General features: G+C 45.7%; 15 protein-coding genes. All 15 read left to right on the top strand.

Features of this window, described 5'->3' with window-relative positions; all coding sequences use genetic code 11:
• Positions 1-195 precede the first annotated feature (195 nt).
• The 15 genes from MHB64_RS28560 (at position 196) to MHB64_RS28485 (ending at position 15,332) form a co-directional block, all read left to right on the top strand.
• Positions 196-2,925 (top strand): stalk domain-containing protein, encoded by a 2,730-nt coding sequence (locus MHB64_RS28560; RefSeq protein ID WP_094878371.1) that lies wholly within the window; start codon positions 196-198, stop codon positions 2,923-2,925.
• Between the two features lie 57 nt (positions 2,926-2,982).
• Positions 2,983-4,143: a sensor histidine kinase gene (locus MHB64_RS28555; protein ID WP_042192427.1), complete on the top strand. Its 1,161-nt coding sequence runs from the start codon at positions 2,983-2,985 to the stop codon at positions 4,141-4,143.
• Between the two features lie 4 nt (positions 4,144-4,147).
• The gene (locus MHB64_RS28550) at positions 4,148-4,870 is read left to right on the top strand and encodes a response regulator (protein ID WP_042131342.1); all 723 of its coding nucleotides are present in this window, start codon (positions 4,148-4,150) and stop codon (positions 4,868-4,870) included.
• Positions 4,871-5,107: 237 nt separating this feature from the next.
• The gene (locus MHB64_RS28545; RefSeq protein WP_094877530.1) at positions 5,108-5,554 is read left to right on the top strand and encodes a glycosyltransferase family A protein; all 447 of its coding nucleotides are present in this window, start codon (positions 5,108-5,110) and stop codon (positions 5,552-5,554) included.
• A 133-nt stretch (positions 5,555-5,687) separates the two neighbouring features.
• Positions 5,688-7,703 (top strand): DEAD/DEAH box helicase, encoded by a 2,016-nt coding sequence (locus tag MHB64_RS33960; RefSeq protein ID WP_445671624.1) that lies wholly within the window; start codon positions 5,688-5,690, stop codon positions 7,701-7,703.
• A 257-nt stretch (positions 7,704-7,960) separates the two neighbouring features.
• The gene (locus MHB64_RS28530; RefSeq protein ID WP_341135882.1) at positions 7,961-8,518 is read left to right on the top strand and encodes a ComF family protein; all 558 of its coding nucleotides are present in this window, start codon (positions 7,961-7,963) and stop codon (positions 8,516-8,518) included.
• 168 nt (positions 8,519-8,686) lie between these two features.
• Positions 8,687-9,097 (top strand): TIGR03826 family flagellar region protein, encoded by a 411-nt coding sequence (locus MHB64_RS28525; RefSeq protein WP_094871892.1) that lies wholly within the window; start codon positions 8,687-8,689, stop codon positions 9,095-9,097.
• Positions 9,098-9,199: 102 nt separating this feature from the next.
• Positions 9,200-9,484 carry a flagellar biosynthesis anti-sigma factor FlgM gene (gene flgM / locus MHB64_RS28520; protein ID WP_042192418.1) on the top strand — a complete coding sequence of 95 codons (285 nt, stop codon included), beginning with the start codon at positions 9,200-9,202 and terminating at the stop codon, positions 9,482-9,484.
• Positions 9,485-9,496: 12 nt separating this feature from the next.
• Entirely contained in the window at positions 9,497-9,997 is a 501-nt protein-coding gene (locus MHB64_RS28515; protein WP_042192416.1) for a flagellar protein FlgN, read from the top strand.
• A gap of 54 nt (positions 9,998-10,051) precedes the next feature.
• Entirely contained in the window at positions 10,052-11,635 is a 1,584-nt protein-coding gene (flgK, locus tag MHB64_RS28510; protein ID WP_341135881.1) for a flagellar hook-associated protein FlgK, read from the top strand.
• Positions 11,636-11,650: 15 nt separating this feature from the next.
• A complete protein-coding gene (gene flgL / locus MHB64_RS28505) occupies positions 11,651-12,568 on the top strand; it encodes a flagellar hook-associated protein FlgL (protein ID WP_341135880.1) in 918 nt (305 codons plus the stop codon).
• A 15-nt stretch (positions 12,569-12,583) separates the two neighbouring features.
• Positions 12,584-13,150 (top strand): DUF6470 family protein, encoded by a 567-nt coding sequence (locus tag MHB64_RS28500; protein WP_341135879.1) that lies wholly within the window; start codon positions 12,584-12,586, stop codon positions 13,148-13,150.
• A gap of 115 nt (positions 13,151-13,265) precedes the next feature.
• Positions 13,266-13,712 carry a flagellar assembly protein FliW gene (gene fliW / locus MHB64_RS28495; RefSeq protein ID WP_341135878.1) on the top strand — a complete coding sequence of 149 codons (447 nt, stop codon included), beginning with the start codon at positions 13,266-13,268 and terminating at the stop codon, positions 13,710-13,712.
• Between the two features lies 1 nt (position 13,713).
• Positions 13,714-13,956 carry a carbon storage regulator CsrA gene (csrA, locus tag MHB64_RS28490; RefSeq protein ID WP_341136132.1) on the top strand — a complete coding sequence of 81 codons (243 nt, stop codon included), beginning with the start codon at positions 13,714-13,716 and terminating at the stop codon, positions 13,954-13,956.
• A gap of 242 nt (positions 13,957-14,198) precedes the next feature.
• Entirely contained in the window at positions 14,199-15,332 is a 1,134-nt protein-coding gene (locus tag MHB64_RS28485; RefSeq protein ID WP_341135877.1) for a flagellin N-terminal helical domain-containing protein, read from the top strand.
• Positions 15,333-15,343: the final 11 nt, after the last annotated feature.

Raw genomic sequence — 15,343 nt, 5'->3', positions numbered from 1 at the left:
GTCCGGTAAATATACCGGGCTTTTTTTGTCGTTTAATAATGACATTTTTGACTCTATAAAGCTTGAAATCTCTCAACTTCGCAACTTTTTGGCTTATTTTCAGTCTATTAAAAGAGTACTAGAAAAATAGGAACCAGTTTCCAGACACTGATACGGACTGATAGAGTACAAAAGAGATGGGAGAGTTACGTTGAAATGAATGAAGTTTTGGAGAAGAAGAGTAGCGAGGTTGCACGGGGAATAAGATTATCTTCCACTAAAAAGTGGATTGCTGCTTCATTGGCTGGTGTGTTATGGATTATGCCGGTAATCGGCAGTGAAGGTATGATGCTGTTTGGTCAGGGGTCTGCACCAATTGCAGCTGCAGCCACAGCTCCTTTTAAAGTAAGTAAGCTGGGAGAAGAAGTGATTACTTCGGGCGCCATTATGATGAAATATAAATATACTACTACACGTTCTGGGGCGAGTGCTTCTGGGCTTGCGGATGTCATTCGTATAGATCTTAACAATCCATACGTTTCTTTAGATGTGATGACTGGAAAAGGTGGAAACCTGACTACTCGGCAAAGTACAGGCGGAATGGCCAAGGAAACTGGAGCCGTGGCGGCAGTAAATGGCGATTATTTTAATACCGGTGGAGAGGGTGCTCCTATTGGTGGACAAGTATCAGGTGGAGTACTGGTGTCTACCCCTTCACAATTGGATGGAATGTATGCCTTTGCAGTGACAAAAGACCGCAAACCTATTATTGACGAGTACAGTTTTGAGGGGATGGTAACCGCGCCAGATGGCGCACAGTTTGAGATCTCCGGTATCAATAAAGGTGCTTATAGCCCTGAAGGCGGAAGCTCGACTTATAGTCATGCTAATGCTATGTATATCTACACAGATGTATGGACTGCACTCGACCGCCCTAAAAATAGCTCTACCACTCCAACAGAGGTACTTGTTGAGAATGGTGTAGTTACTCAAATTTCAGAAAATGCTGCACTCCCTACGGCGGTTCCAAAGGGAGCTTATATTTTGCGGGCACATGGCTTAGCCGCACGATATGTTACTGCCCATTTGACGGTAGGACAACCTGTAACAAGTGTGTATTCCCTGAAATCTAAGACTACACAGCAATCGCTAGACCCTGCGAATCTGCAAACCATGATCGGCGGACATACGATTCTAGTAAATAACGGAAAAGCAGCAACGTTCTCTCGTTCTACTAGCAGCATTGGAGGCTATCGTGCACGCACAGCTTTAGGATATTCTCAAGACGGACGTTATGTATATATCATAGCTGCTGAGAAAAATGGTAATAGTTCAGGGATGTCTTTAACCGAATTGCAATCATTTATGACCAATATCGGAGTCTGGAAAGGTCTTAATCTCGATGGAGGCGGCTCTACAACGATGGTAGACCGGCCCCTCGGTGAAACCTCTACTACACTCACTTTTAATACAGAGTATGGCACAGAGCAGCGTAGCATCGTTAACGGGCTTGGTGTCTACACTAACGCACCGCAAGGTGAAGTGAAAGGAATCAAAATTAGCGGAAGTTCCGCACTGCTGGTTGGACAAAAGGCAACGTATTCTTTAAAAGGTTATGACACTTACTACAACCCTATTGATGTAGCAGCAGGTAATCCTACTTGGGTATCAAGCGGCGGAAGCGCGACTGTAAGTGCAGGTGAAGTAACGGCAGTGAAGCCAGGTACCGTTACCTTAACGGCTAAAAGCGGTGCCGCAAGCGCCTCTACAACTGTTACAGTTCTAGGTGGTAATGATCTATCCAGTATGAGTGTAGGAACAGCTACAGCGCCACTGACAGCCGGTAATACTGTGTCTGTCCCTGTTACAGCGGCAACGAAGAGTGGAACAACTATCAATGTTCCGGATTCAGCACTGAAGTGGGAGTTTGTAGGCTTTAAGGGAGCCGTGAAAGATGGCAAGCTTACTGTAAACGCTGTGGATGCAGGGGTTACTACAGGTTATGCTATTGCCCGTTATGATGGATTTAGTGCAGTGGTTGTATTATCAACAGCAGCAGCTACAACATGGGAAGATTTCGAGAAGGTAAGCTATCCAATCGACTTTACTACCAATGTTCCAGCGGTACAGGGTACTGCAACAATAGTGGATGGAACGGCTGAAAGAGTAGGGTCCAAGGTGCTGTCACTCAGTTATGATATGACGGCTGGCAGCGGCAAAATGTACGCTTATGCTCAGCTTAATGGTACAAGCGGAAAAACAGTTCCAGCGCTTGCAACTTCGATGTCGGTTGATGTGATGGGCGATATGAGCTTGAATTGGCTGCGTGCTGAATTTGTAGACAACAGTGGAGCTACAGCTTATGTGGATCTTGCGAAGATCATCGATTGGAATGGTTGGAAGAACATTAACATTGACTTGTCAGGCTCAGGCATTAAATTCCCAGCAACGCTGAAGAGACTCTATGTAGTCAACGTAGAGGAAGGCCAAGATGAACGGGCGAAGACGGGTACAGTTGCCGTTGATAATATTAAGTTTACAATGCCATCGCTTTCTAGTGATGCAGGCTTACCGAAAGGTACGGCTTCCATGAGCATTGGCTCGAAAGCAATGACCGTAAACGGAACAAAGAAAGCTATTGATGTAGCCCCAATTGTTAAAGACGGCAGTACTTATGTGCCAATTCGGTATGTCCTTGATGCTTTCGGAGGCAGCGCTACTTGGGATCAGGTGAATAAGAAGATCATGGTATTACGCGGAGCCAAGGCACTGGATCTTACCGTAAATAAAAAGGAATATCTGCTGAACGGTAAACGTCAGAGTGCTGAAGTAGCACCAATCATTTTACAAGGTAGGACTTTAGTACCGTTAAGACTAGTTTCTGAACAGCTAGGATTAACTGTAAAATGGGAACAGAAAACGAAGACCGTAACTATCGAATCGTGATATGTTAATATAAAGGAAAACCTTTAAAACGATTCGATAGAAAAGGGGCAAGCATCCGTGGAATTTCAAACCGATGCGATTGATCGCGTCATTAAAAATACCATCGACGTGATGGAGAGCAGCAAGTATCAGATTTTTGAAATATTGCAGGTTGCGCGTGATGAACTTGCTGCACTCAACAAAGAACTGCAGCGGGTCATGGACGAAACGGATGAGACATTGAAAAAAGTAGACAAGCTGGAGCTGCAGTATCATCGCTCCAGAATCCGGCTGACAGAGGTCAGCCGGGACTTTGTCCGCTACTCCGAGAAGGATATCCGTATTGCCTATGAGAAGGCTACGGAGCTACAGCTCGAACTCATGATGACGCGTGAGCGAGAGGTTTATCTTCGATCAAGACGTGATGAATTACAAATGCGAGTGCGCAGTGTCGAAAATTCTGTAGAACGTGCAGAGTCAATTGGTTCGCAAATGAGCGTAGTGCTCGAATATTTGTCGGGAGAACTAGGTCAGGTGACGAGAATTGTCGAATCTGCCAAGAACAGACAGATGATAGGACTCAAGATAATCCTGGCTCAAGAGGAAGAACGGAAGAGAATTGCCCGGGAAATTCATGATGGTCCTGCTCAAATGCTGGCGAATCTAGTCCTTAGGACGGAAATTGTAGAAAGAATGCTGGTAAAGCAGGAATTTGGGTTAGTGCAGGACGAAGTAATAGATTTGAAAGGACAGGTTCGATACAGCCTGGAAGAAATGCGTAAGGTCATCTTTAATTTACGACCGATGGCTCTCGATGATTTGGGATTGATTCCGACTTTGCGGAAATATGTGCATGATTTTGAGGAGAAGACGAAGCTGAGGACGACCTTGGAAACCAGAGGTCAGGAACATCGACTATCTTCAGCCATGGAGGCAGCGGTATACCGATTGGTCCAGGAAGCTTTGTCTAATGCTGCTAAACATGCCTACCCGAGTTTCGTATTGGTAGAGATTACTTACCAAGCGCAGTTAATTAAGATTGTGATTAAGGATAATGGATTAGGTTTTAATGTGCAGAAATTAAAAAATCCGCAGGGCAATCGTGAAAGCTTCGGGCTAGTAGGTATGCGGGAACGTGTAGAGCTGCTTGAAGGCAGAATGGAAATCATATCAGCCGAGAATCAGGGGACAACAATCGTGATCCACATTCCGACGAACGTGGAGAAAGGGAAGGAGTAATGTGATGGAGAACTTAAACTCTACTAAAACGCCCATTAAAGTTCTTTTGGCGGATGATCATCAGCTTTTTCGTGAAGGGCTGAAACGTATTTTGAACATGGAGGAGGATATCGAAGTCATCGGTGAATGTGGTGACGGTATCCAGGTATTAGAGTTCTGTAACGGAACTAAACCAGACATCGTACTAATGGATATTAATATGCCTATTGAGAATGGCGTGGAGGCCACTCAAAAACTGCGGGAAATGTTCCCGGAGGTTAAGGTAATTATTTTATCGATTCATGATGATGAGAGTTATGTGTTTGAAACCCTTCGTAAGGGCGCTAATGGTTACTTATTGAAGGATATGGAGGCCGAGTCCCTTATTAATGCGATCCGTTCGGTCTGTGAGGGTCACGCTTTTATTCATCCAAAGGTTACCGGAAAGCTAATCAATCAATTGCGGCGCATGACTTACCTTAATGAGACTGGCGTAGCTGCAGATACGGTAGTGAAGGAAGCCGGTGTTAAGTTTGTGGCCGGTGACAACAATCCTCTAACACGTCGTGAAGCAGAAGTACTGCGGTTGATGGCGGAAGGTAAGAGTAACAAAATGATCGGTGAGTATTTGTTTATTAGTGAAAAAACGGTCAAAAACCATGTTAGCAGTATTTTGCAAAAAATGGAAGTGGATGATCGTACCCAAGCAGTAATCAACTCGATCAAGTATGGTTGGGTAACTTTATAAAAAAATTTACAGATTTACGGTACATATAGGAATGAAATCAAGGAGAGCACAGCTTGTTCCTCTGAAATATAAGAAAGTATAAGTTTCACACCATACTTTATGTCTTATATTTCTCGCTTAAACGCTTACCGTCCTTCCAAGGACGCCGAAGGCGTATATGCTTGATAGGAACGCTGGGCAGTCACCGACCTTTTAAAGCCGGCATATAGTGTTGGTATACAGAGGAGGTGCATCTCCATGGTAGCCCAGTTGATATGGATTGCGGCTGTTTATGTATCCGCTGCAGTGATTATTCATATGCTGCATAATCGGCAGAAGGTGCGGCAGACACCGCAGTCCGTGAAATGGATTCATTATATTTTGATTACTCGCAATCATGCATCTGTTGTGGAATGGTACATTCGGGCGCTGACATTTCAAGCATTTTTAACCGGAAAACGATTTCGAGTAACGTTCATGGATGATGGCTCGAGCGATGGAACCCTTGGAATTGTTTCCAGGCTGGCTGATAGTGGCTGCTCTATCGATCTTGCAACATCTACGTACACTTTTCAGATGAGTGAAGAAGAGCTTCAGCAACAAGGGATTGTGGTAGACTTGCGGTTGTCAGGGCAATCTGTTTCGTTGCCCTTTATGGGGATGGCAGGAAGTAGGGGATGCGAATCAAAGCGCGACAGATTTTAAGTGAATATGTGAGTAACGGGTGAAGCACACTCTCCAAGAAATGGAGGAGTGTGCTTTTTGCGTTTGAGGCAGGGAAAGTGGAGTGGGCAAAAGCGACTAATGGTGAGAGTTAAGAGTTAAGGAGGCGGTTTTTATGCGAGTGGGTGTGTATGCCTTGGAATGTAGAGGGATCTGGAGTGTTTGGATTTCTATAGATCTTACAGTAGATGTATGGTGGTGGTCTGGGGCTGGATCAGAGAGTCAAGGTAGGGGCTTAATAACGGAGGACAAGCTGGTTTTATTATCTCCTGCGCTGCCACTGGGATGGGCGGTGAAGCTGCGCGATTATTTTAAACCAAGAGATGGAATGAGGAACTGGGGGGCTAAGGAATGGGGTCAATACGTAAGCACTGTTCTTGAGCCTGAGTTGAGGGAGGAAAGGGAAGCGGGAGGAATGGGAAAGGAAGCGTGGCCTAATGATGGGGTATCGCTATGGCGGGTTTCTGAACTAAGAAAGATTTTTATTGAAGAGGATAAGAAGAACAATGAAGGAGGAAATTATTGCGGAGGAAATGATCTCGATTATGCTTTACTTGAATCGGAAGCAGAACAACTATCGTGGGCGGTGGCCGGCCGCTCTTTACTGCAGCCGGAAATAGAAGCGCTGCTGGCAGAAGGATTGCCGAAGCTGATGGGTCGTTGGCGCCAGGCGGCACAACTGGCGCATTTGCAGGGGCGGCTTACGTTTGCCGCCGCCGTTGGTAGTCACGCCCCGGCTACGCTTGGGGCGTGGGCCCGCCAGCTCCCTGCGGGTGCTGGCGCTCTGGCGCGTGCGGCGGCTAGCCTGCCGCACGTGTGGTGGCGCGGCGCTGTCGCCCGCCGCGCCGTTTCGCGCTGCCTGCGCTGCGGCAGCGCCCCCACCGGCCGCACGGCATGCGCCGCGTGCGGCCTTATGGGCTGCGCCTATTGCGAGGCCTGCCTCGCACTTGGGCGCAGCCGGGCTTGTGCGCTGCTGCTGCGCAGTGCAGCGCTTTCGGCCGTGCGGTGCACGGCCGCCCTTGACCCCACCGCGGCCGCAGGCCGGTGGGGGCTTAGCCCAGCGCAGGCGGGAGCCGCTGGCGCTGCGCTGGGTTTTCTGGCGGAGCGGCGTGAGCGCTCCGCCAATTCGTGCCCAGAGCGGTTCCTGCTCTGGGCGGTGACGGGAGCCGGGAAGACGGAGATGATCTTCCCGCTCCTAGAGGCCGTGCTCGCCGCCGGTGGGCGGGCGCTCGTAGCGACGCCGCGACGCGACGTCGTACTTGAGCTCGCTCCGCGGCTCGCCAAAGCTTTCCCGGCGGAGACTATCGCCGTGCTTTACGGCGGCAGCACAGAACGCTGGGTGAGTGGTCGCTTGACGCTCGCGACCACCCATCAGCTGCTGCGCTTCCATCGAGGCTTTGATCTCGTAATCATTGATGAGCTGGATGCGTACCCCTATCACAATGATCCTATGTTGGCTTATGCTGCCGAACAAGCCTGTAAGGTAGATGGCTCTTTTATCTACTTATCAGCCACACCACCACAAGAAATGCAGCGGTTGGTACGCTCAGGTAGACTTCCACATGCCAGAGTACCTGTTCGCTTCCATGGTCATCCCTTGCCTGTACCGCAGCATTTGACTATGACATCCGTTCAAACATGCCTAAAGCGTGGAAATTTACCTAGATCTCTCGTACATACGCTTCGTAAGTCACTCGAGCGCAAGGCGCAAATCTTTTGTTTTGTTTCTCGTATCGCTCATATTGACGGGTTGCTGGCTCTGCTTCGCCGGAGCTTTCCCGGCGTAGTTATCGAGGGGACTTCCTCCAAAGATTCATCCCGGGCAGAAAAAGTAATTGCTTTTCGTAACCGCGCTGTTTCCTTGTTAGTAACGACTACTATCCTGGAACGTGGAGTTACAGTACCACGCAGCGATGTATTTATTTTAGATGCAGACAGTGATCTTTTTGACGAAGCCTCATTGGTTCAGATGGCGGGACGTGCCGGGCGATCTAAAGATGATCCTGCTGGGCGTGTTGTATTCGCCTCTCCACAGTGGACCCGATCTCAGCGCGGAGCGATCTCTCAGATCCGTACTATGAACAAAATCGCTCGTAGCAAAGGATTTATTAGTAAGGAGACGTCGACATGAGTGCTATGTTCTCATGGTTAACCAAAGCTCAGTCACTCTTCTCCCCCTCGGCATCTCCATGTTTAACCTGCGGCAAGCGCATCTCTGGATCCTCACCATTTCCTGGAGTTTGCAGGATTTGCGCAGAATCTATTCCATGGATACGTTCCCCCCGTTGCTTGAAATGTGGTCGGCATGTGGGCTGTCCTGACTGTACCCGCAGCACCGAACCATCACCGATTATTTGTAACAGGAGTGCAGTTGCTTACAATAGTGATATGCGAGAATGGCTAGGTCAGTATAAATATCGCGGAAATGAACGATATGCCCTTTTACTTGGCCTTATGCTGGATAGAGCCTATCTAACCCTAAAAAAAGAGAAGCAGAGCACTCTTTTATCCCGAGAACCATCCATCATCCATCGCTCTTGGTCTGCTGATTTGTTAGTGCCAGTGCCTGTCAGTGATTCCCGGCTTATGGAGCGGGGGTTTAATCAAGCAGAAAGATTGGCGGATGTGCTGTCTAGACGTAGAAAGGTTCAACAGCTTCCACTGCTAATCCGTACACATCATATGGGAAAGCAAAGCTTTAAGAGCCGGGCGGAACGACTAGCGGATATGAAGCACGCTTTTGCGGAGAATCCGGCAGTAACAACACAGTTTGCGGATTTGATGAAACGGGAGGTACCTCTAAATCGTCCTGTTCGGATTATTATTGTTGATGATATTTATACAACGGGCAGTACCATTCGTGCATGCGCTGAGATCATTCAACAAATAGGTTCAGATTATGGTTATACGATAGAGGTATATAGCCTAACTTGGGCACGTTCCTGAGGAGAGCGAAATGCATGATTGTGAACAGCCCATTCACTTTTTGAAGAGATCCATGCCCGTAATAGCGTTTCTTCCGTCCCATAGACGAATTCTTTGCAATCATGTAATCTAGGAGCATAAGGATATTATGCATTGTACAGAATGTACGGAGAGGAGCGGCTGCTTGTTATGAATCTAGACAATTGTCCAAGGTGCGGCCGGTTGTTTGTTAAGAATCTTATGGGGTTGTGCCAGCCCTGCATCAAAGAGCTGGAGCATGAATATGAGATCTGCGTCGATTATTTGCGGGAGAACAAAGGAACCAACATTCAAGAGCTGTCCGATGCTACGGGGATTTCGATTAAGGAGATCACTCGCTTTATTCGAGAGGGCCGGATATCTATAGCAAATGCTCCTAATATGATGTATCCCTGCGAGGTGTGTGGAACACTGATTCGCGATGGGCATATGTGTGATAGCTGCCGTACTCGGCTTAGAAAGGATCTCACCAATGCCGCCAAGGAAAATGCTGCTGAGGATACTACCAAAAAGACAACAGACGGCGCATATCGTGCCATAGACAAGTTGCGTGACCTATAAAATCTGCAAAAAAACGTTTGCAGCTATAAAGTATGTTTCAGTCTACGCCGATAAACTTAGTAAAGATTATCGGCTTTTTTATATTAGGAGGAAGGTGAAGTTATGAAAATTAACGAGACCGGACGAATTAACGCGATGAATCCGTATCAACGCAGCGCGGATGCGCAAAGGCAGGAACAAATGAAGAAAAGTTCACGCAAGGATGAGGTTTCGATTTCTGATGAAGCAATTCAGCTCTTGCAAGCACAGAATTCTGGTAATGATGCTGAACGTGCACTTAAGATCGACAGCTTGAAGCAACAGGTCTCCGCAGGTACCTATCAAGTAGATGCAGCTAAGCTAGCAGAGAAACTCGCCCCTTACTTTAAGCAATCCTCCGAGAATTAGGTGAAACCATCCATGGCATTGACGACATTAATAGAACTATTGGAGCGGCTGGACGAAGTACATAACCAAATGCTGGAGCTGGCCGCTGAGAAAAAACAGACGATTATGGACAACAAGGTGGATGCCTTAATCGACATCCTGAACCGTGAGTCCAAGCTAATGAAGCTGATTGGACAGCTCGAGGAACAGCGAATCGCGGCAGCATATACCGTTCTGCAAGGCGTAGGTATTCGTTCCAACCTGAACCTGAACCTAACTGAGCTGTCCAGACTTATATTTGACCCTGAAGATAAGGCACGACTGCTGCATATTCAGCAGAAGCTTTCTGGCACTTTGCACCGCTTGAAAGAAGCAAATGAGCTTAATCAGAAGCTGATAGAGCAGTCGCTTACTTTTATAGATTATTCTTTGGATCTGCTGGTCGGAAGACCGAATCAGGATATCACTTATCATCGTCCGTCTGACAAAGGCAATGGCGTAAATCGGTCGGGGATATTTGATGCACGAGGCTAGAATTGTACTGATGAAGTGTTCTGTCAGAGCAGAACATAAGGAGGAGTAAGCAGCATGACATCCACATTTCATTCAATAGAGACGGCGAGACGCAGCCTTTTTACTCAGACCGCAGCTCTTAATACGACTGGACACAACATCGCAAATGCGAATACCGAGGGTTATACTCGTCAACGTGTAAATATGAAGGCTGCTTTGCCTATTGAAGCGTACGGATTTAATAAATCTACCGTTCCTGGTCAAATGGGTACAGGGGTGGAATTCTCATCTATCGATCGGATTCGGGAAATGTTTCTGGATGATCAGTACCGTGGTGAGAATTCTGCATTTGGAAACTGGAAACTTCAAGCAGATACCCTCTCTAAACTAGAAGCGATTGTTAACGAACCATCGGATACAGGTATTCGTACAGTTCTAGATAACTTCTGGAAATCATGGTCCGACCTTAGTAAGAACCCTGAGGACCCTACTGCTCGTAAGATTGTAGTGCAAACTGCACAATCTTTGACCGATGCCATGAACTATATGAGCACGCAATTAGATAATCTTGATCGGGATCTAACTACTAATATTGACGTTAAAGCCAAAGAAGCTCAGGGTTACCTGACCGCTATCGCAGACTTGAATAAATCGATCTATAAGATCGAAGGTATGGGCGATCAAGCGAATGATTTACGCGATCAACGCGATCTGATGGCGGACAAGCTATCTAAGATTGCTAATATTACCGTTGTAGAGACGGAAGCTGGTTATAACGTTTCACTAGGTGGACAGCCACTGGTAGAGGGTGGAGAAGTTACTGCAACCGTAGATAGTGCATTTCTTAATAATGCTTATGCCGCTGGAACGTTGAAGGGCGGCGAGGCTTACGGAATGATTTTCTCCAAAAATACTTATGTTACTGACTACAAGAAACAACTCAACGATATGGCAAGTACGATTGCTACTGGTGATGTTGAAATTACAATACCGGCAGGTTCAAATCTTCCTGAAGGTACGGTGTTGACAAATGATGCCAAGATTAAGCAAGCAGATGGCACTGTAGTTACTCTGGCCGCTGGTCAAGCAATGCCTAAGGGAGCAACGATGTATGAGGACGCTAAAACCATTGTCAAAGGCTTGAACGGGCTTCACAAGTTAGGTTATGCGATGGATGGTAGCTCTGGTCGTGACTTCTTTGTAACCTCTGGTGACGCTGGAACAATCAAGCTGAATCCGGAAATTGCTGCGGATGTTAGTTTATTCGCAACCTCACTGCGTACAACTGTTGATGCAGCTGGCAACACACAGGTGGTTAAAGGAAATAACACCTTGGCGCTCTTGCTGACAAACCTGAAGGATAGTAAATTCACTACGCCGGACGGTAAAGTTAGCAATACTGTGGGTGGGCTTCTAGGCTCTATGGTTGGCCAATTGGGTATTCAATCGCAGGAGGCAGCGCGTCAAACTGATAACTCAGATTATCTGGTAGAACAGGTTAACTCCCGTCGTCAATCTGTCAGCGGGGTATCGCTAGATGAAGAAATGTCGAATATGCTCGTGTTCCAGCATGCTTATAGTGCCGCTGCGCGTTTTATGACTACTTTTGATGAACTGCTCGACAAATTGATTAATTCCACCGGCACAGTCGGCAGATAAAAGGAGATATAGCGTATGTTGAGAGTAACCTCTAACATGATGAATTCACAGCTTCTGCTTAACCTAAACCGTAATGCACGTACGATGAATGACACACAGTTACAGCTATCAAGCGGACGCAAAATCAATAAGCCTTCTGATGATCCGGTAGGAATTACGTATTCCCTGCGATATCGTGCGGAGCTTTCATCTAATGAACAATATACTAAGAATGTAGATAGCGCACTTTCATGGCTGGATTATAATGATACTGTTCTAGGACAAGCTGGGGATGTTGTTCAGAAAATTCGTGAATTGACTGTACAGGCTGCGACAGGTAGTAATCCACAGTCCGCTCTCGACAGTATTAATGAAGAAATGATGCAGCTAAAAGAGCAGCTTGTCGATATTGCTAATAGTAAGCTGAACGGTAAATATATATTTAATGGAGAACAATACAATACCCAGCCTTATGATTTTGCTAAAGGTGCAGATGGTACTTATGATGTCTCCAAAGCGATTACTACAGATATCGGGCAGATTCAGTTTATTGTTGGCGAAGAGGTGCGTATGCCGATAAGTATAACGGGTAATGAAATATTTGGTAACAATGGGGACTCTGACAATCTATTTGCAATCATTAACAATATTTCTGCTAGCTTAAAAGCTGGTGATTTTAATGCTATATCTGGTCAACTTGATGCAATTGACACACGTGTTGAAACTATTTTGTCGGCACGTTCTGAGATAGGTGCTAAGACTAACCGTATTGAATTGATGCAAGAACGGCTCAGTGATTTGAATATTAACTTAACGGATCTTCAAGCAAAGACGGAAGATGCTGATTACGAAGGTTTAATTATGCAGTCGAAGATACAAGAGAATATCTATAATGCCTCTTTATCTGTAGGTGCAAAGATTATTTCCACAACTCTCGTAGATTTTATCAGATAACGGAGGTGGTTTTCGTTGCTTCAGCCAATATTGCAAATCCGTCAGACGCCTGCTGCTATTGGAATTGATGCTGACCTGGGTACATATTCAATTACTCAGCCTAAGGCTGAGGTTAATGTGACAACCACTCCTGGGAAACTAACAGTTCAATCGACTCGACCCGAGCTTACCATAGATCAGTCTCGAGCATGGGCAGCCTATAATGGTGGAAATATGTTTGATATGACCAAACGAATCTATTCCGGCATCCAGCAGCTATATCTTCAGGGAATTGCTAGAAAGGTTGAACAGGGGAACCGGATGGCGGAGTTTTTTAAACCAGGTAATACAATTGCAGAAGTGTATGGCACAGATACCGAACCAAATTCGTTTCCAGAAATACGTGGACCAGCTTCCTACGATAATGTGGATATTCACATCGAAACGAGAGCCCCGCAAATCGATTTTCGTGCTGCTAAAGTGGATATTCAGGTGGAAAGGCATAATCCGGAAATTGAATATACTCGTGGTAAATTAAATATATATATGCAGCAATACGCCTCAATTCAGTTTATCCCACCAGAATTGAATGTTCAAATGTAGCTTATTAAGCTATAGATGTGCCAGAAAGCGCCTCTATAGCTTTTGTGCTATATAATGTAATAGAATTTCGTGAGAAGCTAGTTTTGCATAGCAGAACTTTTGAGGAGTGAACAACTTGATTATAGAAACACTATCTTGGGGCAAGTTGGAAGTGGATAAGGAACAACTATATCATTTTCCTAAAGGGCTGCCTGGGTTCGATGAAGAAACAAACTTTGTTCTAATCGCAATGGCGGATACGCCTTTTTGTTATCTACAGTCTGTAAAAAGCAAGGGACTTTCCTTTCTGTTGGGCGATCCGTTTGCATTTTATCCAGCTTATGAATTTGAACTTCCAGATGCTGAGGCCGAAGAGCTAGAGATTAGATCGGATGTAGTCGTTCGCTGTATTATAACTTTGAAAGAAAATGTTGAGCAGTCTACGATTAATCTCCTAGCCCCTATTGTTTTGAACCCAGTTGGAAACCTTGGGAAACAAATCGTGCTACATAAAGCACCCTATCATACGAAACATAGCCTATTGCAGGAGCAGCTAGTTATCGATGGAAAGGATGGTGGATGATATGCTCGTACTTTCCCGCAAAAAAGGAGAGTCCATCGTCATCCAAGATCAGATAGAACTGACGATCTTAAGCGTGGATGGCGACACGGTAAAGGTTGGTATCACTGCACCTAAGCATGTTGATATTTTTCGTAAAGAGGTTTACCTTTCAATTCAGGAGGCCAATCGTGAGTCTGTTGCTCCACAGCAGACTAATCTGAATGCATTGATCTATCGGCTTCGTGATGTAAATAAGAATGAATGATTGACATATGGCACGCATCAAATCCAGAACCTGGGACTATTTGAACGTAGACTCGGGTTTTTTATCTCATTTTGGAGAATTTACCCAAGAAATTTTAAAAAAACTTCGAATTACTCTAAACAGTTGGGTGCGTGCCGTCGATATATGTAGTAGACGCTGATCCGGCAGGGCGGCCGACCTTAATGGATCAGCGTTTACCACATGGATGTGGAACTAACTTAATTTCAGGGAGGAAATATCAAATGATTATTAACCACAATATCGCAGCTTTGAATACTCACCGTCAATTGTCTAGCAACAATGCAGCTACTGGGAAATCCATCGAGAAATTGTCTTCAGGTCTTCGCATCAACCGTGCAGGTGACGATGCAGCTGGTCTAGCAATTTCCGAAAAAATGCGCGGTCAAATCCGTGGCTTGGATCAAGCTTCCCGTAATGCTCAAGATGGCATTTCTTTAATTCAAACTGCTGAGGGCGCTTTGAGCGAAACGCACTCTATTTTACAACGTATGAACGAGCTAGCGACACAAGCGGCTAATGGCAATCTTCAATCTGAAGATCGTACAGCTATCGGTGATGAGCTTACTCAATTAAACAGTGAAATAAATCGTATTTCCAGTTCAACGACTTTTAACGGTAAGAGTTTGCTTGATGGCTCTTTTGGTGTCCAGTTAACAAATGGAGCTGGTGGTACTGGTATTAAAGTTGGTAGCGATGGAGTTACTGCTATTGATATAAGTGGAGCCAAAGCAAGTACAAATTTTGCAATTACTTTTAATGCAGGAGTTTACACTCTTGATGACGGAGCTGGAAACACTCAAGCAGTTACTCTAGCAGATGGAACTGCTGGTACATTAAACTTTGATAAACTTGGGGTTAAAATCTCGGTTAACGGTAGTCAAGCAGGAGCGACACTTGTAGGTGCTACAAATGGTGGTGGTACTGCTGGTCGAATTGCTACTGGTGCACAAGCCGCGGTTAATATTCAAATTGGCTCTGGAACTTCAGGTGCCGAGCGTCTAGGTCTTACAATTGGTAAAATTGACACTTCTGCTGGCTCTTTAAATACAGGTGCTATCAGTGTTGCTGACGACGCTACTGCTAGAACTGCAATGGATATTACAAAAGCAGCTATTAACACGGTGTCTTCTGAGCGTTCTAAACTTGGTGCTTACCAAAACCGTTTGGAGCACACAATCAATAACTTGAATACTTCTTCTGAGAACTTGACTGCTGCTGAATCTCGTGTACGTGACGTAGACATGGCTAAAGAAATGATGAACCAAACGAAGAACTCTATCCTTGCTCAAGCTGCTCAAGCTATGTTGGCTCAAGCGAACCAACAACCACAAGGCGTACTTCAATTGCTTCGTTAATTTCGAGCCAA

It is taken from the genome of Paenibacillus sp. FSL K6-2859, assembly GCF_038008265.1.
In the GTDB taxonomy this organism is placed as follows: domain Bacteria; phylum Bacillota; class Bacilli; order Paenibacillales; family Paenibacillaceae; genus Paenibacillus_AQ; species Paenibacillus_AQ nitricinens.
The sequence above is the reverse complement of the archived record's forward strand: the minus strand, read 5'-3'. Positions and strand labels throughout refer to the sequence as shown.

Excerpts from the sequence above, each read along its gene's own strand:
- MHB64_RS28560 (WP_094878371.1), top strand. The coding sequence starts at position 196 with ATGAATGAAGTTTTGGAGAAGAAGAGTAGCGAGGTTGCACGGGGAATA.
- MHB64_RS28550 (WP_042131342.1), top strand. The coding sequence starts at position 4,148 with ATGGAGAACTTAAACTCTACTAAAACGCCCATTAAAGTTCTTTTGGCG.
- MHB64_RS28545 (WP_094877530.1), top strand. The coding sequence starts at position 5,108 with ATGGTAGCCCAGTTGATATGGATTGCGGCTGTTTATGTATCCGCTGCA.
- MHB64_RS33960 (WP_445671624.1), top strand. The coding sequence starts at position 5,688 with ATGCGAGTGGGTGTGTATGCCTTGGAATGTAGAGGGATCTGGAGTGTT.
- MHB64_RS28530 (WP_341135882.1), top strand. The coding sequence starts at position 7,961 with ATGCGAGAATGGCTAGGTCAGTATAAATATCGCGGAAATGAACGATAT.
- MHB64_RS28525 (WP_094871892.1), top strand. The coding sequence starts at position 8,687 with ATGAATCTAGACAATTGTCCAAGGTGCGGCCGGTTGTTTGTTAAGAAT.
- flgM (WP_042192418.1), top strand. The coding sequence starts at position 9,200 with ATGAAAATTAACGAGACCGGACGAATTAACGCGATGAATCCGTATCAA.
- MHB64_RS28515 (WP_042192416.1), top strand. The coding sequence starts at position 9,497 with ATGGCATTGACGACATTAATAGAACTATTGGAGCGGCTGGACGAAGTA.
- flgK (WP_341135881.1), top strand. The coding sequence starts at position 10,052 with ATGACATCCACATTTCATTCAATAGAGACGGCGAGACGCAGCCTTTTT.
- flgL (WP_341135880.1), top strand. The coding sequence starts at position 11,651 with ATGTTGAGAGTAACCTCTAACATGATGAATTCACAGCTTCTGCTTAAC.
- csrA (WP_341136132.1), top strand. The coding sequence starts at position 13,714 with ATGCTCGTACTTTCCCGCAAAAAAGGAGAGTCCATCGTCATCCAAGAT.
- MHB64_RS28485 (WP_341135877.1), top strand. The coding sequence starts at position 14,199 with ATGATTATTAACCACAATATCGCAGCTTTGAATACTCACCGTCAATTG.